This window comes from Kiloniella litopenaei (assembly GCF_000982415.1).
Lineage (GTDB): Bacteria > Pseudomonadota > Alphaproteobacteria > Kiloniellales > Kiloniellaceae > Kiloniella > Kiloniella litopenaei.
Map to the genome: position 1 here is coordinate 103,560 of NZ_LANI01000020.1, position 24,420 is coordinate 127,979.

18 protein-coding genes are annotated in these 24,420 nt (G+C 44.2%); 11 read left to right on the plus strand and 7 right to left on the minus strand.

Annotated features, from left to right (window positions below; all coding sequences use genetic code 11):
• The first annotated feature begins 647 nt into the window (after positions 1-647).
• The 3 genes from WH95_RS13950 to WH95_RS13960 all read left to right on the plus strand — a co-directional run bounded on the left by WH95_RS13950 (position 648) and on the right by WH95_RS13960 (position 5,279).
• Complete coding sequence (locus WH95_RS13950; protein WP_162199390.1) at positions 648-2,363, plus strand: ATP-binding response regulator; 1,716 nt, start codon at positions 648-650, stop codon at positions 2,361-2,363.
• A gap of 412 nt (positions 2,364-2,775) precedes the next feature.
• Entirely contained in the window at positions 2,776-4,803 is a 2,028-nt protein-coding gene (locus WH95_RS13955; RefSeq protein WP_046508307.1) for a serine/threonine-protein kinase, read from the plus strand.
• A gap of 8 nt (positions 4,804-4,811) precedes the next feature.
• Positions 4,812-5,279, plus strand: coding sequence for a hypothetical protein (locus WH95_RS13960; protein ID WP_046508309.1), 468 nt, complete (start codon positions 4,812-4,814; stop codon positions 5,277-5,279).
• Here WH95_RS13960 and WH95_RS13965 read toward each other — a convergent pair.
• From WH95_RS13965 to WH95_RS13975, 3 genes are all read right to left on the minus strand, one after another.
• Complete coding sequence (locus tag WH95_RS13965) at positions 5,272-5,976, minus strand: hypothetical protein (protein ID WP_046508311.1); 705 nt, start codon at positions 5,974-5,976, stop codon at positions 5,272-5,274. The genes WH95_RS13960 and WH95_RS13965 overlap by 8 nt on opposite strands.
• Before the next feature lie 174 nt (positions 5,977-6,150).
• Positions 6,151-7,035 (minus strand): RNA polymerase sigma factor RpoH, encoded by an 885-nt coding sequence (rpoH, locus tag WH95_RS13970; RefSeq protein WP_046508313.1) that lies wholly within the window; start codon positions 7,033-7,035, stop codon positions 6,151-6,153.
• A 131-nt stretch (positions 7,036-7,166) separates the two neighbouring features.
• On the minus strand, positions 7,167-8,153 hold the full coding sequence (locus WH95_RS13975; RefSeq protein WP_046508314.1) for an RluA family pseudouridine synthase: 987 nt from the start codon (positions 8,151-8,153) through the stop codon (positions 7,167-7,169).
• Between the two features lie 98 nt (positions 8,154-8,251).
• On the opposite strand from WH95_RS13975, the gene WH95_RS13980 reads away from it, so the two are divergent.
• The 7 genes from WH95_RS13980 (at position 8,252) to WH95_RS14010 (ending at position 17,236) form a co-directional block, all read left to right on the plus strand.
• Entirely contained in the window at positions 8,252-8,617 is a 366-nt protein-coding gene (locus WH95_RS13980) for a hypothetical protein (RefSeq protein ID WP_046508316.1), read from the plus strand.
• A gap of 38 nt (positions 8,618-8,655) precedes the next feature.
• Complete coding sequence (locus tag WH95_RS13985; RefSeq protein ID WP_046508318.1) at positions 8,656-9,693, plus strand: threonine aldolase family protein; 1,038 nt, start codon at positions 8,656-8,658, stop codon at positions 9,691-9,693.
• A 323-nt stretch (positions 9,694-10,016) separates the two neighbouring features.
• Entirely contained in the window at positions 10,017-11,960 is a 1,944-nt protein-coding gene (locus tag WH95_RS13990) for a PrkA family serine protein kinase (protein WP_046508320.1), read from the plus strand.
• Between the two features lie 50 nt (positions 11,961-12,010).
• Positions 12,011-13,315, plus strand: coding sequence for a YeaH/YhbH family protein (locus WH95_RS13995; protein WP_046508322.1), 1,305 nt, complete (start codon positions 12,011-12,013; stop codon positions 13,313-13,315).
• Between the two features lie 64 nt (positions 13,316-13,379).
• Positions 13,380-14,936: a SpoVR family protein gene (locus tag WH95_RS14000; RefSeq protein WP_046508324.1), complete on the plus strand. Its 1,557-nt coding sequence runs from the start codon at positions 13,380-13,382 to the stop codon at positions 14,934-14,936.
• Positions 14,937-15,298: 362 nt separating this feature from the next.
• A complete protein-coding gene (locus tag WH95_RS14005; RefSeq protein WP_046508326.1) occupies positions 15,299-15,598 on the plus strand; it encodes an Hpt domain-containing protein in 300 nt (99 codons plus the stop codon).
• Between the two features lie 183 nt (positions 15,599-15,781).
• The gene (locus WH95_RS14010; RefSeq protein WP_046508329.1) at positions 15,782-17,236 is read left to right on the plus strand and encodes a sigma-54-dependent transcriptional regulator; all 1,455 of its coding nucleotides are present in this window, start codon (positions 15,782-15,784) and stop codon (positions 17,234-17,236) included.
• Here the strand turns inward: WH95_RS14010 and WH95_RS14015 are convergent.
• Entirely contained in the window at positions 17,233-18,426 is a 1,194-nt protein-coding gene (locus WH95_RS14015; protein WP_046508331.1) for an MFS transporter, read from the minus strand. The two genes, WH95_RS14010 and WH95_RS14015, sit on opposite strands and share 4 nt — an antisense overlap.
• Entirely contained in the window at positions 18,419-18,751 is a 333-nt protein-coding gene (locus tag WH95_RS14020) for a Rap1a/Tai family immunity protein (protein ID WP_046508333.1), read from the minus strand. Before WH95_RS14020 ends, WH95_RS14015 begins: the two co-directional genes overlap by 8 nt.
• A 228-nt stretch (positions 18,752-18,979) precedes the next feature.
• On the opposite strand from WH95_RS14020, the gene WH95_RS14025 reads away from it, so the two are divergent.
• Entirely contained in the window at positions 18,980-22,489 is a 3,510-nt protein-coding gene (locus WH95_RS14025; protein WP_046508335.1) for an AsmA family protein, read from the plus strand.
• Between the two features lie 83 nt (positions 22,490-22,572).
• Here the strand turns inward: WH95_RS14025 and WH95_RS14030 are convergent, their stop codons facing one another.
• On the minus strand, positions 22,573-22,848 hold the full coding sequence (locus WH95_RS14030) for a ribbon-helix-helix domain-containing protein (RefSeq protein WP_113772025.1): 276 nt from the start codon (positions 22,846-22,848) through the stop codon (positions 22,573-22,575).
• 101 nt (positions 22,849-22,949) lie between these two features.
• Complete coding sequence (fumC, locus tag WH95_RS14035) at positions 22,950-24,356, minus strand: class II fumarate hydratase (protein WP_046508337.1); 1,407 nt, start codon at positions 24,354-24,356, stop codon at positions 22,950-22,952.
• Between the last annotated feature and the right edge of the window lie 64 nt (positions 24,357-24,420).

The following is a 24,420-nucleotide window of genomic DNA, read 5'->3' on the forward strand; positions in this document are numbered from 1 at the left end:
GTTTGAACAATATCTGGACCAATGGCGGCCTTATGTATGCTTTACCTGCACGATAATGCCAGGGTAGATCTGGGATGAGCATTTCTAATGATGAGAAAGTAAACTTTTCAGGACCCAGAATTGTTACGCGGGTGCTGGCTAGTTTAAGCTGTATGGTGATTTTAATTGCAGGGGCAAGTCTTGTTTCTCTTTATTCTTTCCATGAATTACGAAAAGGTCTGACTGATTTCACCAGCAATGATTTACCCAAAGTGGTTGCTGGGGCTAAGTTGAACCAGATTTCTGCTAATTTGGCATCCTTTGCACCAACGTTACTGGAAACAAATAGTAAAGGTACTCGACAGGCGGTTCTTTTGCGAGTGGCTGACCAAGAAGCTTGGTTAGAGGAGATACTTGCAGAGCTTCAATCTGGGCAATCTCAAGAAGATGTTCAGCAATTTCGAGAGCTAAAAGGAATACTGGTAGAAAATCTGCATACCGTTGCAGAGTTGGTCAGGCTGAGGGCGTTGAATACGATAGAGACAAAGCGGATATTTAATGAAATTTCTAATCTGAATAAAGATCTGTTTGCTTTTCGTGCCCAGTTTTCCCAAGGGGGGAGTGAAGATATTTATCAAATCTGGCATAATTCTTTTGCATCTTCTCTTTTGTTGATTCCGATTGCCGCAGCCAGTGACTTCCCTCTGGATTTAAAAAAATTTGAAACAACCATCCTCAAGAACTTAACAAAAATTATCCAGCTATCGAACACTTTTCCCCGGGGTGCTCAATCAGACGCTGAAAAACTAATACGAAATTTGCAGATGTTAGCTCTGGGAGAGAGGGGGATTATTGCGTTAAAAAACAGATCTTTTGAACTTGATGATTTGGTGGAAGGCACTGTCAGCCAGAATAAAATTGTAGCTGATCGTTTTGTGGCATCAGCGTCAAATTTAACCCGTAAATTACAAAACAATATTTTGGATCGAAGTGAACAGCTTGATCATACGGCACAGGATCGTAGCACTTATTTTTTGCTTATGTCTCTTTTAAGCTCTGTGGCGGCAATTCTTGTTTTTTTACATATTAACAAGTCGGTTGTTCAGCGGTTGGCTAATCTAAACCGAACAATGATCTCTCATGCCTCGGGACAACGCCCACCAATTGTAAGTTCTGGGAATGATGAGATAACTGACATGACCAAGGCTTTTAAGTTTTTTGTGGATGTTATTGAAAGACGCGAAGAGGAATTAGAAGAAGCCAAAGACATAGCTGTCCGAGCTGATCAGGCCAAATCCCGTTTTCTTGCAGCAGCAAGCCACGATCTTCGTCAACCACTTCATGCAATCAGCCTTTTTGTCGCAACCTTGTTGGACCGAAATTCCAATAAAACAGAAAATCCTGTTTTAAAAAACATTGGAAGATCGGTTGAACATATGAATGATCTGTTTGAATCGATTCTTGATTATTCCCAGTTGGAAACAGAAGAGTTTGCCGTTGAGCTTCGCACCTTTGGTCTAAAAAACCTCTTTTCTGCTTTAGAGACTGATTTTGCGATACTTGCAAAAGAGAAAGGCTTGAATCTTACAATTGAGGGAAGTGAACTTTTTGTTAAAAGTGAACCGCTTTTATTGGATCGTATTTTACGAAACCTGCTGTCTAATGCCGTTCGTTATACGCAAAAAGGGGGGATTCAACTTAAGGCGGTATCTAAGTCACCTGGCGTGATAATTAGCGTTCAAGATAGTGGCCGTGGTATTGAGAAAGAGCAACAACAGCAGATTTTTCAAGAATTTTACCGTAATGGTGATAAATCTGAAAAGGGACTTGGTTTGGGGTTGGCTATCGCTCAACAGATGGCCGTTTTGTTAGAGACACAAATAAACTTGTCATCGGAAATTGGCAAAGGTTCTTGCTTTAGCATTGAGGTAGCCGAGGCAAGTGTGTCCATGTCTTTGGAGCAAAATATTTCTCTTTCAGAAAACACAATAAGTGAGAATGTTTTGCAGGATCAAACGATTGTTTTTCTTGATGATAACCCTCAAATTATTATGGCTATGACGGGGCTACTTGAAAAATGGGGGTGCAAGGTTTTTGCGACGCAAAGTAGCGAGGAACTAAACAGATTTTTAACTACAGCGGAAATACAGCCCCTTGCCTATGTTGTTGATTATGAGTTGGAGAGTGACATAACTGGTTTGGATATTTTGGACTCTTTACTTCAGGAAAAAGATCGCGGGCGAGGAATAATTTTGACAGGTAACACAGACCCAGAAATTGAAGCTGTTACAAAAAGAAAGGGTTACAGTTATTATAATAAGCCAATACGTCCTGCAAAGTTAGCTGCATTTTTGAGATATTTGGCAAGACGCTATAATTTTTAACTTAGAAATATAATTCTACATATAAGTTTATTGTGCGTAATCGTGAGATTTTTAAATTCATCGTCATATTGAATTAGGGGCTGACATAGATAACTGAAAAAAGTTATTTATGTCATATGGTTAAGGTTGATCTAAGGTCTCGTCTTCCTATAAATATTCAAAAAGAGCTTATCAAATATTTCTGTGCAGGTTCGGCAGGTGAATTATCCTGTGTAAATCGCAACACAGCTGCACTGTTTTTTTATAAGCTAAATTAACTCTTATCTATGTCAGTTCCTATTTTTTATGATTTGAAAGGCGTTATATATTTTTTGTTAACTATCTTTTTTACCTTTCTCTGTTATAGCTCTAGAACAGTATTCATATTTTGTGTTGTGAAGGCCGGGGGGCCTGTTCTCGGGTTGAGGAAGTAATGCCTGCTCATATCAAGGAAATTGCCAATGAATTGGCGCATCTACAACAGCCTGTAGAGTTTGAGGACAAGTTTCGGTTGTTGCCTGCGGAACGTCTGCCCGAATTGCAATCGCCGGGAACGCTGGCAATTGCGGCCGCTAGTCTTAAGGGGAACAATTCTCTTTTTGCATTAATTTGTCAGAAAGAAGCCGCACCGCGTTTTTCTATGATCAGGTTAATGAGCAGGGTCGCCTGTCCAGTTATGATGACACCTGTGGGTTCCGGAACTGTTGTCTTTCCCGAAGATAACGTACGTCGTTTTGTTCTGGTATATGAACGACCATCTGGGAAACCTCTCATACCAGAAGCAGGTCATCCAGTTCCGAAAATAGACGAAGAAAAAATTATCGGTGGGGTCATACATAATTTATTGCCAGCCCTCAGGGAACTTTCTTCCCGAACACTGATGCATCGTGCTATCCGCCCTGAGAATATCTTTATGTCATCAGATGGCAGGGCCATGTTGGGAGAATGCCTTTCAACTCCGGCGGCCTATGCGCAACCAGTATTATACGAACCGATTGATTCAGGGATGGCGGCCCCCTCTGGGCGTGGTGATGGTGGCGTCCTTGATGATTTTTACTCGTTTGGTGTTCTTCTGGCTGAGCTTGCCATGGGGGGCTCTCTTCTCAAAGGGAAGTCTGACGAAGAGATTATTGAAGCTAAAATAAAGCTTGGATCTTATGGTGCTCTTGTAGGGCAAACGCGTGTGCCGCTGAAATTAATGGAGCCCTTGCGCGGATTGTTAAGTGATGATCCATATGAACGCTGGTCAATGCAAGACATTGAAATGTGGGCGAATGGTCGTCACCTAAGCCCCAAGCAGGTTCCTTTGCCCCCAAAGGCTGTCAGATCGATTTCATTTGCTGGTAAAGATTACCTGACAGCACCAATGCTTGCGAATGCGATGAGATTGAACTGGTCTGAAAGCAAAGCACTTATTCAATCTGATCATCTTGATTCTTGGGTTAGACGTGCACTTTCAAATGATGATATGGGCGACCTTATTGTCCTCGCAGAACGGACTTCTCATGCCTTGGCGACAACGGGTAGTGGAGAGGACAGGGCTGTGTCTGCCTCTATTATGGCATTAGACCCCACTGCGCCAATTATTTACAAGGATGTTGCCGTTCGCGTTGATGCCATTGCCCAAGCAATTGCATTGGAATTTTTTGAGCCCGGTAAAGTAGAGCAATTCCTTGATATTATCAGAATGAAATTATCACAGGCTTGGGTGACCTCGCAAACGAGAACTAAGCCCGAATTTATTGCCATAATTAAACAGATTGAACACTTGGCCCAAAATGTAAAAAGCATGGTTCCGGGATATGGGATGGAGCGTGCCGTATATGCTGGTAACGAAGGATGGCCCTGTATGTCTCCGTTAGTGGGCGATCACTATGTTGACGATATAAAAAATCTGTTACCTGCTTTGGAAAATATGGTTGCTTCGGGAAGGATAGAGGGTGCCCCAGTTGATAGGCACATCTTGGCCTTTGCCCTGAACCATATGCGTGGAAACTTTGATGCCTTACTAAAGCGTTTCGAAGATCCTTTTAATCGTGATGTTTATAACGGGGCGTCATTAAGAATTTTATCAGACATGCAAAAGCAGTTCGGTCCAGCTAGTTTACCTGCATTGTCGGCCCATATGGCGAACTTGTTGATCGATTCTGTTGAGAATTTTCATAATACGGCTTTCCGAAAACAATTGCGCGAAGCTGTTGATAACGCGACTGCAGAAGGTAAATTAACAACATTACAGTCGATTTTGGATAACTCTCAAATTAAGGACCAGGACCAAACAGGCTTTGATCAGGCACAAATGATTTTCTCTAACCTAGAAGCGCAGGCGACGTGGCTTGAACAGGGGGGACTTGTTTCTGATGAGAATGTTAGACTTGTTAGTGACAAGACATCAGCGGTAATTTCTGGCGTGTGTTCCAGCTTGGCATTGGTCTTTATGACGATCGCCTGGGTTTTTTAGAGGGAAAAATGGGTCGGATACCTCTTCTTTTAATTATTCTTGTGCTGGCAGCAGTACTTATGCCATCGGCGATTTTGCTCGCTGTTTTAATGGTGCCCAGTCTGGTCGTCTATGTGATTGATCGTAATCCGCACCGCTATTTTACAGTGACGATAAGTTTACCAAATTTTTGCGGTGTTCTTCCGCCTTTAATGGAGCTTTGGGAGCGTGGGCAGACATTTGATGGGGCTTTCAGTGCACTTTCTGACCCATGGAATATGATGATTGCCTATGGTGCTGCTGGCTTGGGATGGGTTCTTTATCTGGGAACTCCGATCTTTGTGTCCAGCTATTTGAGCATCTCGACGGACGGCAAGATCAAAGCTATTCGTCGTTATCAAGATGACTTGATCGATGCATGGGGAGACGGCGTTAAACAATCAGTTACTGTTGCTCCCGAAGAAGGGGTTGAACCCCAAGAGGAAGAAGTCAGTTAAGTTTTCTTACTCTCTTTAAAATTATGATCAGATAGAAGAGAACAAAAAGAGCAAAGAAAAGTTCTTGAACCTCACTGGCTCTTTGGAAAAAACGAAAAGGGACATCCAGCGCAGCGAGCAAACGTTCTGTCATACGGGTCGTTTCTGCGATGACTGCCGTAGGAAGCAGAACCAGGGTAGGAACAATGATCGCTTTTGGATGATTTCTCAGATTTGGTTGGCGTCGAAAAATCAGGGGCAGAACAATGCCACCTATAATAATGCCAATTTCCAAAATCGTTCGTGGTTTTTGGTCCAGCCAAGAGCTGGTGTTATGAAAATTGGTTTCCCCCTGATCGTTTACTTTGGACCATTCGGCAGATGTATCCCACTGAAACCAATGTTGCCCCCAGCTTGCTTCTTCGCCTGACATATAAAAGCTGCCCAAGGCCGCAAGTAAAATCCAGAACCATAGAAATGAAAAGGTGGGGACGTTTGTATGTAGCATGATGCGAACAGCCAATAGAAAGGATATGGCAGGAATGATCGCATGTGATGTCTCAAGAATACCGGTTCGTTCGTTCCCGATCCAATCATTGTAAACCTGTCCGGGAAGAAGAAGGCCTGTTAGCAACAGCAATAATGCCAGAATAATTGGCAGCCATAACCACATCCATTTGGGAAGATTGTCTTCGAATGTGTTTTCAGAGGAAGTCATGGCGCGCCTAATTTTCGTTTCACTAACTGATTTGGGAAACTAGCTTTTCAACAGGTCATTTTCCAGCAAATTTTCAGATAGGAATAATCAAAATGTCCGGTACCATTATACGTGAGCAACAAAAAAGCCAGCTAAACGGATCTAACTGGCTTTCTTGAGTTCTTTTAAACCGATTTAGGAGCTTGCCAACTTTTGTTCGATCGCGGCATTCTTGATTGCTTTTTGCAATTTTTCAAAGGCACGAACTTCAATTTGTCTGACCCGTTCACGGCTGATGTCATAGATGTGGGATAAATCTTCCAGTGTAGTCGGGTTATCTTTCAGACGACGTTCCTGGAGGATATGTCTTTCCCGTTCATTCAAGGTTTGCAATGCGTCTTCGAGCAAAGCACGACGCTTGGTAAGCTCTTCAGATTCTGCAAACTGAACTTCCTGGCTTTCTGTTTCATCAACCAACCAGTCCTGCCATTCGCCATCACCATCAATGCGTAATGGGGCGTTTAATGAATTATCTGGCCCGGCAAGACGACGGTTCATTTGGACGACATCGTTTTCGGAAACTTTAAGCGTATCAGCGATATGTGTGACCTGTTCAGGGGACAGATCGCCTTCGTCGATCGCGGACATTTGCCCCTTTAGCTTGCGCAAGTTGAAAAACAGCTTCTTCTGCGCAGCAGTCGTTCCCATTTTGACAAGAGACCATGAATGCAGGATGTATTCCTGAATCGACGCCCTGATCCACCACATAGCATAAGTTGCCAGACGGAAACCTTTTTCCGGATCAAAGCGCTTCACAGCCTGCATCATACCAACATTGCCTTCAGAGATCAGCTCTGAAACGGGCAATCCGTAACCACGATAACCCATAGCAATTTTGGCGACGAGGCGCAGGTGACTGGTAACGAGAGTATGGGCCGCATCGGTATCGTCATGTTCACGCCAGCGCTTCGCCAGCATGTATTCTTCGTTTTGCTCTAGCATCGGAAACTTGCGGATATCCTGTAGATACCGTGACAGGTTTCCCTCTGGTGTCAGGGCTGGGATTTTTGATGATACCATTTTACGTTCCCCTTTTAATAGCTAGTTATGATGCGATGCTCACAACGGCAATTCTCTGCGTGATGATACATATGGTGTGTCATGCCGCGGTGCACAAGAGGTAACTTAATTCTAAATGCGATTTTTAATTATTATAAACTAATAATCAAATCTTTCAAATCTATTGATAGTTCACTTGAAAAGGATAGATTTTCTTTTGTGATCGGGTGAATAAAGCCAAGTGTTTTGGCGTGAAGAGCCTGTCTTTGGAAGGTTTTCATAAGTCCTTGGGCTTTTGCTGGAAGGTTTCTGATCTTACTCTGGCTTTGGTTGCCATAGAGCGGATCTCCTAGAAGAGGGTGTCCGATATGGGTCATGTGAACGCGGATTTGATGGGTGCGTCCGGTTTCCAAACGGCACTCTATGAGGCTGGCAGCACCATGCGAAAAAACTTCAAGGGTTTTGTAATGGGTAACGGCCCTTTTGCCTCCTGTGGGGACCACGGCCATTTTTTTTCTGTTTTTCGGGCTGCGGCCGATGTTACCTCTAATTTCATCTGCCGAAGGTTTTGGAAACCCCCATACAATTGCGTTATAGCTTCGTTCGATGTCGTGAGTGGCAAAAAGCTGTACCAGCCCCTGGTGGCATTCATCTGTTTTTGCGACAACCATTAAGCCACTTGTGTCTTTGTCTATTCGGTGAACAATGCCAGGACGGCGTACGCCCCCAATACCTTTAAAATCATCTCCGCAGTGGTAAAGTAGTGCATTGACCAGGGTTCCATCACTATTTCCGGGGGCGGGGTGGACAACCATGCCAGAGGGTTTGTTCACGATCAGGAGGTAAGGGTCTTCATAAACAATATCGAGCGGAATGTCTTGAGCAACAGGTTCTGGATCTGCGGCTGAAGGAACGGTCAAGCTAACTTTCTGTCCGGGTTTTAATCTATAGTTAGGCGTTTCGACTATTGTTTCGTCAATGGTCAGGCACTTGTCGGTAATGAGAGCCTGCAAGCGGCTTCTGGACAGGTCAGGAAGATGTTGAACGAGAAAACGATCAAGGCGCTGTTTCTTTTCAATATCAGAAACGGTCAAGCTATATATCTGTGCGTCATTCGTATTTGTGCCGTTATCTGGCATATTTTCCTCGTGTAGGCTTTTCTTTTGGCTGCTCTGGCTTGCCGAACAGACACTGCTCGCTTATTACATGATTTCCTTTTACTCGCGGGTTGTACAAGATGAAAGCTATTAAGATAGCCGTTGCTATCATGACTGTTCTATTGGTTGTCGGTTTTGCCGTTGTTATCTACACGATCTCGACAAGATTAAGCGATGGTACTCTTTCAAAGAAAAAAGAAGAAGTAGAAATACTTTCCGATGATAGTGCCGCAGGAACGTTGCTTGATAAATCGGGCAAGCCTTTTGATACTGTTTCCATCAAGGTCCCTGCTGGTTGTCGCTTGGCTGATACGCAGTTACTCGAAGGTCGCGTTCTCTTTCGATTTGATGGCGAACTGGGCCGTAACTGTCAGCGTGTCGAACTTTACAATGCTAGGAATGGAACGAAAATCGGTGGTTGGCAGATTGATATTTCTGCAGACTGAGTTTTTTTGAGTAATAAAAAGATTGTGGGACGTGCTCTATGACTAATTTTGCCTCTGATAATGTAACTGGTGTATCACCAGAAATCATGGATGCATTGATACAAGCAAACAATGATCATGCGGCAATGAGCTATGGTGCAGATCGGTGGACTGATTGTCTAAAGGATAAAGTTTCCGAGATTTTTGAAACTGATGTCACTGTTTTCCCGGTTATTAGCGGTACAGCGGCCAATGTTTTACCGATTGCTTCTCTGACACCTGGTTTTGGCACCATATATTGCCACAAAGAAGCTCATATCAATGTGGATGAGTGCGGAGCCTCAGAGTTTTATACAGGGGGAGCAAAGCTTATTCCATTGTCTGGCGATCATGGGAAATTTTCTGACAGGGCATTGGAAGACGCAATTTTTGGTCGGGGAGTTCCTCGTCATACACAACCGTCTTTGGTCAGCTTGACGCAAACAACAGAAGCAGGAACGCTGTATCAACCAGATGAAATTGCGGCGATTACAGATATCGCGAGAAAGAATGATCTCAAGGTTCATATGGATGGCGCGCGTTTTGCCAATGCAGTTGTGGGAACAGGGTGCTCGCCGGCAGATCTTACGTGGCGGTCCGGCGTTGATGTTCTTTCATTCGGGGCGACCAAAAATGGAGCAATGGGTGCTGAACTGGTTGTGTTCTTTGGGAACGCAAAGATAAAGGAGCTTGAAAACAGGCGCGTTCGCGGGGGGCATTTTATTTCCAAAATGCGCTTTTTGTCTGCGCAGTTAACAGCTTATCTGGACAATGATCTATGGCGGAATAATGCCCGACAGGCCAATGATATGGCACAGCGGATGGCGAAGCTTTTGTCTAATCATTCTGCTATTGAATTTATTCACCCTGTGGAAGCCAATATTTTGTTTTTGACCATGCCAAAAGCGATGGTGACATCTCTCAAAAATGCAGGTTTTGAGTTTTATGAAATGGTACCGGGGGAAGAAAGATCAGTGGTTCGCTTGGTTATGTCTTTTAATTCAAGCCAATCTGATGTCGATCGTTTTGCTTTGGTTGCGAACGAATATAGAGCATAGAGACTTTTTCAGGTTTCGTATATAGGTTCCGAACAAAGTCCCGGTTTTATCGCATGGTTTACCCCCATGATTTAACCGGGGCTTTTTTCATAGATTGAACTTTTTATGAAATAAAAACAAAAATAGTTAATCCAGCTTCTTACGTGAAGCGTAAAAAATATAAGAGCAGTATCAAGCGATTAGAATTTATTGATTTTCTTGTTCGCTTTTTGATGGATTTTGGTTTCAGCCTTCCAAAGTTCTTTTTTTCAAATGAATGACACAGGCTGATTTTACGAAGGAACGCATCACAGGTTACGCCAATATATACAGAGGAGGTCATAATGCCCAAGACCGATATTTTCGAAGCCTATTCCGAGCTATATGATAGCCGGCAAGAAAGCGAAATGTCGTTGAGGGATTACTTGTCCGGGTGTCGTGAAGACAAGGGTATGTTCGCCTCAACTGCTGAACGAATGCTGGATGCTATTGGCAAGCCTGAACTTTTCGATACCAGTCAGGACGAGCGCATGGGCCGGATCTTTATGAACCGGACGATCAAGCGCTATCCAAGTTTTAGTGAGTTCTATGGTATGGAAGAAACCGTAGAGCGCATTGTTGGGTTTTTCAAACATGCTTCTCAAGGGCTCGAAGAAAAGAAGCAAATTCTTTATTTATTGGGGCCGGTTGGCGGCGGTAAATCTTCTATCGCTGAACGCTTGAAGATCCTGATGGAAAACTGTCCCGTCTATGTTTTGAAGGCCGGCGATCATATCAGTCCTATTTTTGAATCTCCGTTGGGGCTGTTTAATCCCGAGACCATGGGCGACCTGTTGGAGGATAAATATCATATTCCCAAACATCGTCTGACCGGTTTGATTTCTCCGTGGGCGCTCAAGCGTTTGGAAGAGTTTGAGGGAGATATTTCCAAATTCACTGTGGTGAAGATGTATCCGTCAAAGCTGCGTCAAATCTGTATTTCGAAAACAGAACCCGGGGACGAAAATAATCAGGATATTTCGACGCTAGTCGGAAAAGTCGATATTCGCAAACTGGAATATTATAGCCAAAATGATTCGGATGCCTATTCCTATAGTGGCGGTTTGAACATGGCGACCCAGGGCCTTCTTGAATTTGTCGAGATGTTCAAAGCACCCATTAAAATGCTGCACCCCTTGTTGACTGCAACTCAAGAGGGCAACTATGTGGGAACAGAAAATCTGGGGGCTATTCCCTTTCAGGGCATCATTCTGGCGCATTCGAATGAATCTGAATGGCAAAACTTTAAGAACAACAAGAATAATGAAGCCTTTATTGATCGGGTGTGTGTGATCAAGGTTCCTTATAGCTTACGGGCGAATGAGGAAGCAGACATTTATCACAAACTGCTGAGAGACAGTGATTTAAGCGAAACGCACTGTGCCCCGGCGACCCTGGAAATGATGTCACAGTTCAGTGTAATGACACGCCTGAAAGAGCATGAGAATTCCAATATCTTCTCTAAAATGCGTGTTTATAACGGTGATAATCTCAAAGACGTTGATCCAAACGCAAAGCCAATCCAGGAATATAGAGAAGCTGCGGGACAAAACGAAGGCATGAATGGTGTTTCTACCCGTTTTGCCTTTAAGGTTTTGGCGGAAACATTTAACTATGACCCGAATGAGGTCGCCGCCGATCCCGTACATTTGATGTATGTGTTGGAACAGGCAATTCAAAGAGAACAATTCCCGGATGAAATAGAGAAACGATACCTTGAATTTATCAAGGGATATCTATCTGTTCGCTATGCAGAATTTATCGGGAATGAGATTCAAAAAGCCTATCTGGAATCCTATTCTGACTTTGGGCAAAACTTGTTTGACCGTTACATATCCTATGCTGATGCATGGATTGAAGGGCACGATTTCAAAGATCCAGATACCGGGCAATTGCTGGATCCGCGTATTCTGGATCAGGAATTGTCAAAAATTGAGAAACCAGCAGGCATTTCAAATCCGAAGGATTTCAGAAACGAAGTCGTGAAATTCACCCTTCGTGCGCGAGCAAACAACAAAGGGCAAAACCCGCGTTGGACATCTTATGAAAAGTTGCGTGAAGTCATTGAAAAACGCATGTTCAGTCAGGTGGAAGACCTGTTACCTGTGATCTCTTTTGGTTCCAAAAAAGACAAAAAAACTGAATCCAAGCACAATGAATTTGTCGATCGGATGGTTGATCGCGGCTATAGCAAACGACAGGTTCATCGTCTGGTTGACTGGTACATGCGTGTGAATAAAGCAGGTTAAGGGCGTTGATCGTGATCTTGGGAGGCAATGGATAGGATGGGTTAAACAGCATGATGCATTTTATTGACAGGCGTTTAAATCCAAAGGGTAAGAGTTTACCCAATCGGCAGAGATTTATTCGCCGTGCCCAAAACCAGATCCGCAAGGCAGTAAAAGAAGCTGTGAATGGTGGAAAGGTAACCGATATTGGTCACAATGGCCGTATAACCATTCCCTCTAAAGGTTTAAATGAACCACGTTTCAAATATGATTATACAAAAGGCAAACATGACCGTGTCCTACCCGGCAACAAAGAATTTTCGACAGGAGATCAGATAAAACGTCCGCCAAAAGGTGGCGAGGGGCAGGGTGGTAAAAAAGCCAGTGAAGATGGTGAAGGAGAAGATAGTTTCCAGTTCTCTCTTTCAAGAGAAGAGTTTCTGGATGTTTTCTTTGAAGATTTGGAGTTGCCAGATCTCGTAAAAACGTCCTTGAAGGAAGACGTTGAATTTGAAAAGCAGCGCGCAGGCTATGTGCGTGTTGGGTCACCAAGTAATATGGACTTGAAGCGGACAATGCGTCATAGCCTGGCCCGGCGCATTTCCATGAAACGACCTGGCAGCGAGGAACTCAATACACTCCGTGAAGAGATTTTGGATTTGGAAGCGCGAGGGCGCAAAACCAAAAAGCTGAAAGAGTTACAGGAAAAGCTGGAACAGCTGGAACATCGCCGCCGGTTTGTCCCTTACATAGATCCTTTGGATGTTCGATATAAATCCTTCACAAAAATTCCAAAACCGAACACACGTGCTGTCATGTTCTGCTTGATGGATGTTTCCGGGTCCATGAGCGAAAGCATGAAAGACCTGGCAAAGAGATTTTTTATGCTCTTGCACTTGTTTCTTACAACGCAATACGAGCGGGTCGAGCTGGTTTTTATTCGCCATACACACATGGCAAAAGAAGTTGATGAAGAGACCTTTTTCTATTCAAGAGAAACGGGTGGAACCATTGTTTCCTCTGCCTTGGAAGAAATGCAGAAAGTTTTGGAAGATCGTTACCCTCTTGGGGATTGGAATGTCTATGCCGCGCAAGCATCGGACGGTGATAATTTTGCCAGTGACCGGGAAAAGTGTCTGGCCATCATGGGGGATGTGATCCTGCCCGCCTGTCAATATTTTGCCTACATCGAAGTCATGGATGAACAGGAACTCGAGATCTTTAAAGATGAGCAAAACATGACGGATCTCTGGCGGATTTATGCGCAGCTTACGGCAGGATTTGAGCAGTTTGCGATGAGAAGAGTTGTCAAACCCAATGACATTTTTCCTGTTTTTCAAGATTTATTTTCCAAGGAGAATGCCGGGGACAGCTAAATGGCCTGTCATCTTTTGGTGGATTAGAAGCGGTTTGTTTATCGCGCTATAGAAAGGAGTTCCTATGGCAAAGGCAGAGAAAGTAGAGAAGCCACCCAAACACCTTTACGATGGTGCAGAATGGAGCTTTGAGAAGCTTGATCGTGTCTATGATGCCATAGAAGAAATTGCGAATACCGAGTTGGGATTGAATGTTTATCCCAACCAAATAGAAGTTATAACGTCTGAACAGATGCTGGATGCCTATTCAGGTATCGGAATGCCATTAATGTATAACCACTGGTCATTCGGTAAGAGCTTTGTTCAGGATGAATTCTATTATCGTAAAGGCATGCGCGGTCTCGCTTATGAGATAGTGATAAATTCCAGCCCCTGTATCAGCTATATCATGGAAGAAAACACCATGACTATGCAGGCACTGGTCGTGGCCCATGCTGCTTTTGGGCATAATCATTTTTTCAAAAATAATCATTTGTTTCAGCAATGGACAGATGCCGAAGCCATCCTAGATTACATGCATTTTGCCCGGGAATATATCAGCAAGTGTGAAGAACGACATGGTGTTGAAGCCGTGGAAGAGCTATTGGATGCGGCACATGCACTTCGTGAAAATGCTGTCGATCACTATTCAAGGCCTGTACCCATGTCCCGAGAAATGGCGCAACAGCGCATAGCTGATCGGGAAGAACATAAACGTAGCGACTATCGGGATATTTGGCGGACACTGCCGCATAAAGGGTCTGACGTTGAGGATGAAGAGGTAAAGAGCAAACGCCAGGAAGCTAACATGGCCAAGTTTGGATTGCCGGAAGCGAACCTTCTTTATTTCTTCGAAAAGCACAGCCCCATACTGGAAGAATGGCAGCGTGAAATTTTACGTATTGTTCGGAATATTGCCCAGTATTTTTATCCGCAAAAGCAAACCAAGGTCATGAACGAAGGCTGTGCGTGTTTTTGCCACTACTACATTATGAACAGGCTTTTTGATAAGGGCCTGATTACCGAAGGAGCAATGCTGGAATTTATTGACTATCATAGTCGTGTCGTGGCACAGCCGGATTTTGATGACCAGCGATGGAATGGGATTAATCCTTATGCATTAGGTTTTGCCATGATGCAGGATATCTATCGCATATGCCATGAGCCGACTGACGAAGACAGGCAGTGGTTTCCCGATATAGCAGGATCGAAGAAGGGGATTGAAGTTCTCAAGGACGCTTGGGCAAACTACCGGGATGAGAGCTTTATCCTACAGTTTTTGAGCCCGAAACTCATTCGGGATTTCAGGTTGTTCCAGATTCATGATAATTCCTCTCTCCCTCATTTAAAGGTTGATGCCATTCACGATAGTCGCGGATATAAAAAAATTCGCAGTGCCTTGGCAAAATCCTATACTGTTTCTGCGATGACGCTGGATATACAGGTTGCCGATGTGGAATTCGAAGGTGATCGGGCCATTACCTTGCGTCACATGGTGCATGATGATGTTCCTATAGATGGCAAGGAAGCCGAGCAGGTGATGCGTAGGATTGCACAATTGTGGGGATATGATGTGAGCCTCTATTGTGAAGATGCGCTTTCAGGGAAAGTTCTTGCCACTTACGATGTTACGGCGACATAACGAAACCTAAATTCGATCCTATTCATACATGCTTAATTTAGGTTGCTGTGAAGCTTCCATACATTTGATGCCATACATTTGATGTATGTAGGATTCCTGACTTTTATACTGTGTAAATATTTGATAGCTATAATTCTTCAAGAGCCGTTCAAGATATCTGTTTTCTGTTGCCCTTATTTAGAAAACAGGTTTCTTTGCGGCACGTGTTCATGACTTAACTGCCAGGATTTATAATCCTGAAAAATTGGTGTTGCCGTACCAATTTCAGAGGGGAGCACAGGAAAATTAGCTCGATAAATGAATTAGACACACTAGCACTGGATCAATCCTATCCTATTCGGGATGAGCGGGTTCTCCGGTCCTTGTCAAATGAAGTTGGGGAAGAGACGATTCCCTTCCTTGTTGAACAGTTTCGCACAGATCTAAGAACGCATCTTGCTGGTGTTCTTGATGCGGCACGTGTTCATGATGTTCAAGAGCTGGAAAGGGAAAGTCATACTTTAAAAAGTGTGAGTGGTACTTTTGGCGCTCTGCGATTACAGGAACGTATGCGGCTTATTAATGAAGCCTGTCGACGTGGCGAGCACGAGCCGGCGTTTAAGCTTGTTGCTGATGTTGGTGACATTGGTTCACTAACTATGAAAGCCTACCAAGATAATTAAAGAACAAACGCGTCTTGCCTTGTGGTGTTGTTGATTACCTGTTCTGTAAAATGCCATTACTTGAAAGTAAAAGGGCTTAACTAACTGACTTGGAACAAGCCCTTGGCAAGACGTATGTTCCTTCGTATCATTTGTGTCATTCCTGTTGAACTGAATAACAGTTCCTGATCGGTACAATATTTGATGGCAGATAGACCCTCTATTTTACTTGTTGAAGATACGGCTTCGCTTGTTGCTGTTTATACAAGCTATTTAAAACGCTCTGGCTATGATTCGACACAAGTAATGTCTGGAAAAGAGGCTCTCCAAGAATTGGAGGGCGGTGGATACAGAGTTATTTTGCTTGATCTGCAATTGCCGGACATGGACGGTATAGAAATCTTGCGTATGGTTCAGGAGAGAAAATTACCCATCGCAGTCGTGATTATCACATCCAATGCATCTGTGAATGTCGCTGTCGAATCAATGCGATTAGGGGCGTATGACTTTCTGGAAAAGCCTTTTTCTGCTGATCGGTTAATCGTCACTGTGCGTAACGCATTGAAACATATGCAGTTATCCGAGATGGTGGAAGCCATCAAGGAACGCACGCAGTTCTATGGTTTTATAGGCTCTTCCTTTGCTATGCAGTCTATTTACCGCACGATTGATTCTGCTGCGGCTTCCAAAGCAACCGTATTTATTACCGGTGAAAGTGGGACAGGAAAGGAAGTTTGCGCGGACGCTATTCATAAGTCTAGCCCCCGTTCAGACAAGCCATTCGTTCCCCTTAATTGTGGTGCTATTCCAAAGGATTTAATGGAATCAGAGATTTTTGGCCATGTAAAAGGAGCCTTTACCGGGGCGATCGGTCATCGTGACGGTGCTGCAACCCAGGCAGATGGCGGAACTTTGTTTTTGGATGAAATCTGTGAAATGGATCTTGATCTGCAAACAAAACTCTTACGTTTTATTCAGAGCGGAACTTTCCATAAAGTTGGGAGTACGCGGCTAGAAAAGGTAAATATCAGGATTGTTTGTGCGACCAACCGTAATCCTTTGCAAGAAGTTCAAGCCGGACGGTTTAGAGAAGATCTATATTATCGTCTTCATGTTATTCCTATTCACCTTCCGCCGTTAAGAGATCGTGATCAGGATATACTGGAAATTGCGAAGTCTTTTCTGGTTGACTATGCCAAGGAAGAAGGAAAAGAGTTCACAAGCTTTTCTGCCGAAGCAACTGAGGTGATTAATAGTTACAATTGGCCGGGCAATATTCGTCAATTACAAAATGTGATAAGAAATTCAATTGTTTTGAACGAAGGCAAGGTGCTAACCGTTGAGATGTTACCTTCCTTGGGAAATCACAACTCTAGCTTTGTCGAACACAGGGAAAATGGGGGGCAGGTCACTTCTGATAGTGCAAGCAGCGCATTGACCGCTGATGCCAGCGCTCTTTATGTCGCCAATCAACTTACTGAAACACAGGGAACTACAGAAATCCTACCGCTTTGGATGGTTGAAAAAGAAGCAATAGAAGATGCGATTGAAAGATGTGATGGCAACGTTGTAAAGGCCGCCAGCTTGTTGAATATCAATCCTTCGACAATCTATCGTAAAAAGGTTCAATGGAAAGAACTGACGAAGAAAACCAGTTAATTGTAGTTTTTCTTTCCTACTTTGGAATTTATCAAAGAGCCAGCCATCAGAATGACAAATAGTAACGTCAGTGCCAGTGACACGTATATTAGGGCGTTACCTTGATAAGCTTGGGTTGCTTGCCCACCAATAAGAGGCATTAAACCACCTATACCCCACAAAAATCCAAATGCTGCGTTTGCGGCTATTAAGTCAGCGCCTTTGTATTCGTGCCCGACGGCAGTGAGAACCGTGTTGTAGATAGATGTTAAAATTCCCCCCCAACAAAATAAGAGAAATTTAAAAAGAAAGATTATGTGGGAAAACTGGAATGTCAGAATGATACACGCAATGCACACCAACCCGAGAATAAGAAGCAAACGGGGAATGTTCATGTGATCGGCCAGCCACCCAATCGGGTATTGAAAAACCAGCCCCCCCAGGAAGAACAAGGTTAACATGACATGCATCTGGGGTTGCGCATAGCCAACTCTGGAACCGTAATAGTGAAAAAAGGTTCCCATTAATGTCTCCGTCCCCGAGGCAAGCACAACAGCTGCGCAATAGGCTGGGGCAATCAGGATAAAGGAAAACTGATTAAAGCTGCCCGGAGTTTCCAAATCCATTTCTGGATCTTTTACCACCAGTAGAGGAAGGGTCGCGAAAAAACAAATACAGGCCCCGGTTATATAGGGGAGCCAGCTGTCTGTACCCGTCATGATAAGAAGTAAGGGACCGGACGCAAAGCCAAGGCCCAAAGAAATATTGAACAGGGCGAGAATACGTCCCCGGTGAGAAGAGATAGCAAGGTGGTTTATCCAGCTCTCGCTTCCAATAAAAATGCCAGCAACCGCCATACCCATAACAAATCGTATGATAACCCATGCAACAGGATCGGGAAAAAGGAACAGGCAAACAAACATGAGGGTTTCACCAATCATACATATGATGACAAATTTTCTCATGCCCAGATAGGAAATACAGGCCGGAACAAAAGGCGAGAACAGCACAATGGCTATTCCTAGCATGGACCCGATTAATCCTATGAATGATCCACTGCTCCCATCACGATCGAGGGAAATAGTCATCAATGGAAGGGTAAACCCCATACTAATGCCAGCGATGGACACACAAGAAATGACGGCAATCAAGTCTTTGAGGTTGCTGGGTCTTTCAGAAGATAATTTTTTTTCCCCTGTGCTATCACTCACACGGATATTTTTCCCTTAATGTTAAGACAATGTTTTCAAATGCTGATTGTGTCTCAGCTTTGTTTGCAAATGACTGCCGAATGAGATCAATGTATTGCCCCCGTTGTGTGTTGGCAGGAAAACAAAAAGCCTCTGCAATCAAACCTTGTTCTCGCATCTCTAACAGGCTTTCTACCGTACCGGTAATATAGCCGTTACACAGACCGCCATACCATCGGTCCTCGGAATTACATAGTTGTGCAAGCTCTTTATTCGTCAGTTGTTGCCCGGCAAAGCTGTTAGAGGACGTGAATAGTAGAAAACCAAAAATAAAGATTCTGAACAAAGTGTCGTATCCGTTAGTTAAAGAATTAAATGATGAGCTTATCATGGAATTGCACGCGATGGTTTATTTTTGCGAATAATGAGTAAATTTAACAGAAATGGTCACATTTAAACAAAGGTATTTCTTGCAAATGATTGATTAAACACAAGGTTATGAGTAGTTTAGATCATAACAATTATAGAGTGTGATTTTTACACAAAACCTTAAAACATTATAAAAGGTTGGATCGTGCGCAAATTTACGATTTCAATATTCATAATATTGCTACTTGTTATTGGTGGTGTGTTATTTGGCCCAGGCTTTATTGACTGGAACAAGTACAAGGGAGATATCACTGAGCAGGTTTATGCTCAAACAGGACGGGCATTGGATATTGAAGGGGATCTTCACCTAAGGATACTCCCGGTCCCGAGTTTTTCAGCCGCAAATGTTCGCTTTGCAAATGACCCCAAGTCCAGTGAAAAAACGATGATTTCTCTTGATGAATTAGGGGTTAAAGTAGCTGTTTTTCCTCTATTAAGTGGGCGTCTTCGGGTTGATGAGGTTGTTTTAAGAAAACCGATTATACGTGTTGAGAAGTTTGCTGACGGTTCAGGTAACTGGAATTTTTCACCTGTTGAGAACGCCCAAAAAGGGACGAGTAACAGTACTGTAGCAAAGGAAGACACAGGGCTACAGGGGGGGGGGCAGGATACGACAGAGAATGATTTTTTGGCGGATATTGTCCTTGATCATTTCCGTATTATTGACGGCACAATCCATTACAGTGATGCAAAAACAGATCTTGACGAGATGTTCGAGGGGATCAATGTCGAGATCGCGGCAAAAAGCCTGGTCGGACCGTTCTCCCTAGGGGGGGATTTGCTGTTGCGGGGCCAACGTACGGAAATAGAGCTTGATATAGGGCAATTTGCAGATGACGGGGCAACGGCGATTAATGCAGGTGTCCGTCTGCCGGATTCAGAAGCAAAATTAAGGTTCAACGGTCTGGTTTCCCGACATGTAAACAGCACGTCTTATCGTGGCAAGTTCGAGGGTGATGGAAGCGATCTTGGATCGTTGATTTCCGAACTATTTGACGTTGATGTCGCAACCAGTGCCGACAGTGATTTCGAATTATCTGCAGAGCTTGAGGGGAACCTCAACAAGCTTTCGGTAAATGATATTGTGGTTCGGGTCGGTGCACAAAAGGTAAGTGGTGCTGTTGATGTTGGCCTTAAGGGGGGTGTCGATATTTCTATGGATCTATCAAGTCCGAGGGTAAACTTGGACGATATTCTTACCGTAGAAAACTCTGTTCAAAGAAAGCTGAGCCCAAAAACCAAAAATACTTCCAATGAAGGCGATCCGGTAACTGGAAATTCAAAAGCTGGTAGTGATCAGGAACAAACACAGCTTTCTGCATCTTCGTGGCCCGTATTTTCGCCTGAAGTTTCTCTGAAAGCGCAAATTCGTATTGATGATATTATTTATAACCAGAGAATTGTTCGGGGCTTTGCCCTTCAGTCACGCCTTGAAAATGGTCTGTTTGAAATTCAGAATTTAAGTGCGCAGCTTCCCAGTGGAAGCCAGATTGCTCTTGCTGCAAATTATCAAAATCAGACGGTAAACGGTCAGCTAAATGCAAGAACAGAGGACCTGCGCGGACTTTTGACGTGGTTAGATGTGGCCGTCCCAGAGGTTCCCAACGATAGATTCCGACGTTTGGATAGTAAGGTCCGTTTTAGCCTAAAACCGGAACAGGTTGTTCTAAATCCGGTTTCCGTTACCCTGGACGTAACCCATTTGGATGGTGCAGCTACAATTGCGCTTCGTGACCGTTTGGGGGTTGGGGCACGTGTTGTTATTGACCGAGTTGATTTGGACGCTTATCTGATCGAAAAAGACAAAGGTCAGCCCGTTGAAGTGAATGATAATGCCGGTGTGTCAAATGGCTCTGCGCCGATTGACGAGATGAAAGCACAAGATCAAAAAACACCCGTAGGCAATAATGAAACGCAGTCGATTTTGGGCAAATTAGATGCTAATTTGGATATTACGCTTGGTGAAGTAGTGTATCAGGGTGTCCCCCTCCGTGGTGTAAAGCTGGATGCCACTTTGCAACAGGGTAATCTACAAATCAGAAATGCATCGTTGGATAACATCGAGGGGTCATCTTTTGCCTTATCTGGTGCCATCAAAGGAATAGAGGCCGAAGCACCTGATTTTGATACGACAATTATTGCCAAAGTGGTTGATCTTCCAAAACTGTTACAGCTTGCGAAACAGGATCAGATTAACGGATTACCTGATTTGGGATCTATAGAAGTTAGCGGCAATGTTAAAGGAACCAAGGACAATCTGGCGGTCGACTTGCTGGGGGCGGCATTGGGCGGGTCTTATCAAGCTAAAGGCGCGATACAACCGGGGACGAATTCGTTATATCAAGGGTTGATTGTGATTGATCATCCTGATGCTGCAAAGCTGGTTAAGCGGATTAATCCAGAAGCCTCTATAAACCCAAGATGGGGGCGCGTTTCTGCAAAGTCGATGGTAACAGCCAGCCCTGAGGTAATAGAACTGTATGAACTCGATGGCACCATTGCAAATACAGCTATTCAAGGGAGTGTCGTTGCGAACCTAGCTGATGCTAAACCGAAGGTGACAGCTAACCTGATGACAGGCACTTTGGATCTTAGCAGTCTTTTACCCAAATCTGCTGCGGGTGGAGCTTCTGGTGGTGCAAGTGGTGGCGGCAGTTCTGTTTCTGCTGGATTAAACAGACGTTGGTCACAGGAAAACTTAGATCTATCTGCTTTGTCTTCGTTGAATGCCGAAATTTCACTGATATCAGATGCTGTTCGAAGTGACGCGCTGACCATTGAAAATGTGCAGGCTAAAGCAACATTACAGGATGCCATGCTGACTTTGTCTCAATTTTCCGGAACTGCCTATGGCGGCGGGGTAACGGCAACAGGTAATGTTGATGGGCGAGACCAGCTCATTGTGGATATGGACATCAGTGCCCAGAACATTGATAGCGGATCATTGCTTAGGGATATGGCAGATTTCAAAAGGGTATCCGGACCTGTTTCGGTTCAGGGCAAGGTAAAAACGGCGGGACGTTCCGAAGCTGATCTTGTTCAGCAGCTAAACGGGAATGGCCAAATTAGTGGCGTCTTAACTGCCAAGGTTAAAACGAAAGAGGTTGTCGGAGGTGCCTTGCTTGGTGTTCTTGGTTCCAAACTAAAAGGAATTCAAGGCGTAGGCGATGCGACAACGACATTGTTGCAATCTTTTGCCGGGCATCCAGCTCAGATGAAGGGAACCTACACGATTCATAACGGTGTTTTGGTAACCAATGATCTTCGGGTTGATGGTAATCGAACATCTGTCTTCACGGCAGCAACAGTCGATTTGCCCGCTTGGTTGATTGAAAGTCAAAGTGATCTGTTCAGAGAGGGAGAAGATCCGACAAAACCTTATCTGACTGTTCATTTGAAAGGTGACTTGGATAAGCCTAATCCAAGAGTTAAAGGGCAGTTCCTTCAGTCAAACAAATCCAATACAATCAATCAGCTTTTGGGTGGCGAACTTCCTAGTGACGAAACGCCAGAAACACAAACAGGGGCTACAGGTGCTGAAACGACAGGGGAATCTGGCAAGCAAACAAGTGAGCCCGTTGTTGACGATAAAAAAGCTAAGAAGAAAAAAGCAAAAGAACTGTTGAAAGGTCTCTTTAAAGAGCTCGGTGGTTAAAAACGGCGTTCTTATGTAAAAAATTATAAGGCTATGAAGTAAGCCTAACAATATATAGAGCGCTTTTCGGACAGAAGAGCGCTCTAGCTTTCAAGTGTTGTTGCAGAAACAGTGTTTTTGTTATTGTCTTCAAGCTGTTTTTTTAGGTGATTCAAGACTAGGATACGAAGTGCACTTGAAAGATTACTTGTTCGTGCTTCGTCGACTTTTTCAACAAATTGGTTGAGCGAAAGTCCTTCACTTTTTGCCAGATTTTTTACTTCCTGCCAAAAGCCTTCTTCAAGACTAAAGCTGGTTCTGTGTCCGGATATGGTTACGGAGCGTTTTTTTATTTCTTCCGATTTGAAGTCCAGAACCATCTTTTTCTCCCAAAATTTCCTTTTAGGGAACCACCTTTTCGCAATGCGATTTCAAAGAATAAAGGCGAGCCAGAGATAAACTCGTGCTCGCCTTTTGCTACTTAGGCTTTACGTGGGCCGACCATGTTTTCAGGCCGAACCTTTTCATCAAACTCTTCTGCAGTCAGAAGTCCAAGAGCCACAGCAGCTTCTTTGAGGGTGCTATTTTCCACATAGGCTTTCTTGGCAACTTTGGCTGCATTGTCATAACCGATATGCGGGTTGAGGGCTGTGACCAGCATCAGGGACTGTTGCATCAGGGTTGTGATGCGTTCTTCGTTGGCTTCGATGCCATCAACACAATTTTCACGGAATGAGTCACAAGCATCGCCAATCAATTTTGCTGATTGTAGCAGGTTGTAAATCATTACAGGTTTGAAGACGTTCAATTCAAAATGCCCGTTTGATCCAGACACGGTTATCGTTGTGTGATTGCCCATAACTTGTGCACAGACCATGGTCATGGCTTCGGCCTGGGTCGGGTTTACTTTACCGGGCATGATAGATGACCCCGGCTCGTTCGCAGGCAGTAGAAGTTCCCCCAATCCGCAACGTGGGCCGGAACCAAGCATACGAATGTCGTTGGCAATCTTCATCAATGAAGCGGCAAGGACATTCAGTGCGCCCGATGCCTCGATAATGGCGTCATGGGCCGCAAGTGCTTCAAACTTGTTTGGCGCCGTTGTGAAGGGTAGTTTGGTAATGTCTGAAACCTGCGCGGCAAACTTTTCAGCAAAGCCTTCGACAGAGTTCAATCCGGTACCAACGGCTGTGCCGCCCTGAGCTAGTTCAGCCAGACGCGGAAGGGTATTTTTAATACGAGCAATGCCATATTCGATCTGTTTAGCATAGCCAGAAAACTCTTGCCCCAGGGTCAGGGGCGTTGCGTCCATCAAGTGAGTGCGGCCAATCTTGATGATTTTGTCATAAGTTTTTGCCTTGGCATCAAGGGATGCATGCAATTTCTCTAGCGCAGGAATTGTTTCTTCGCTTAGCTGTCTGACGCCTGCAATGGACATTGCTGATGGGAAGGTATCGTTTGATGACTGTCCCATGTTACAATGGTCATTGGGGTGGACAGGTGACTTACCACCACGTTCCCCGGTAAGCAGTTCATTTGCACGACCAGCAATAACTTCATTGGTGTTCATATTACTTTGTGTGCCTGAACCCGTTTGCCAGACAACCAAGGGAAAATGCTCTGTTAGCTTGCCGTCGATTACTTCCTGAGCAGCCTTACAGATTACTTCACCGAGCTTTTTATCCAGTACACCCAATTCCATATTGGTACGGGCTGCGGCAAGTTTTTGTGTACCAAGTGCTTTAATCAGAGCAGGTGGCATTTTCTCGCCACCAATCTTGAAGTTCTGAAGCGAACGTTGAGTCTGTGCCCCCCAATAACGGTCTGCAGCGACTTCAATCTCGCCCATGGAATCTGTTTCAATACGAATATTGCCTTGATCGGACATGTTGGTGGCTCCCTAACTTTCTCTGGCAGCTGGTATGATAAATTGAACAGTTACAGAATTGTCT

Excerpts from the sequence above, each read along its gene's own strand:
- WH95_RS13995 (WP_046508322.1), top strand. The coding sequence starts at position 12,011 with ATGATGCATTTTATTGACAGGCGTTTAAATCCAAAGGGTAAGAGTTTA.
- fumC (WP_046508337.1), bottom strand. The coding sequence starts at position 24,356 with ATGTCCGATCAAGGCAATATTCGTATTGAAACAGATTCCATGGGCGAG.
- WH95_RS13965 (WP_046508311.1), bottom strand. The coding sequence starts at position 5,976 with ATGACTTCCTCTGAAAACACATTCGAAGACAATCTTCCCAAATGGATG.
- WH95_RS14010 (WP_046508329.1), top strand. The coding sequence starts at position 15,782 with ATGGCAGATAGACCCTCTATTTTACTTGTTGAAGATACGGCTTCGCTT.
- rpoH (WP_046508313.1), bottom strand. The coding sequence starts at position 7,035 with ATGGTATCATCAAAAATCCCAGCCCTGACACCAGAGGGAAACCTGTCA.
- WH95_RS13980 (WP_046508316.1), top strand. The coding sequence starts at position 8,252 with ATGAAAGCTATTAAGATAGCCGTTGCTATCATGACTGTTCTATTGGTT.
- WH95_RS14030 (WP_113772025.1), bottom strand. The coding sequence starts at position 22,848 with ATGGTTCTGGACTTCAAATCGGAAGAAATAAAAAAACGCTCCGTAACC.
- WH95_RS13990 (WP_046508320.1), top strand. The coding sequence starts at position 10,017 with ATGCCCAAGACCGATATTTTCGAAGCCTATTCCGAGCTATATGATAGC.
- WH95_RS13960 (WP_046508309.1), top strand. The coding sequence starts at position 4,812 with ATGGGTCGGATACCTCTTCTTTTAATTATTCTTGTGCTGGCAGCAGTA.
- WH95_RS14000 (WP_046508324.1), top strand. The coding sequence starts at position 13,380 with ATGGCAAAGGCAGAGAAAGTAGAGAAGCCACCCAAACACCTTTACGAT.
- WH95_RS13955 (WP_046508307.1), top strand. The coding sequence starts at position 2,776 with ATGCCTGCTCATATCAAGGAAATTGCCAATGAATTGGCGCATCTACAA.
- WH95_RS13975 (WP_046508314.1), bottom strand. The coding sequence starts at position 8,153 with ATGCCAGATAACGGCACAAATACGAATGACGCACAGATATATAGCTTG.
- WH95_RS13985 (WP_046508318.1), top strand. The coding sequence starts at position 8,656 with ATGACTAATTTTGCCTCTGATAATGTAACTGGTGTATCACCAGAAATC.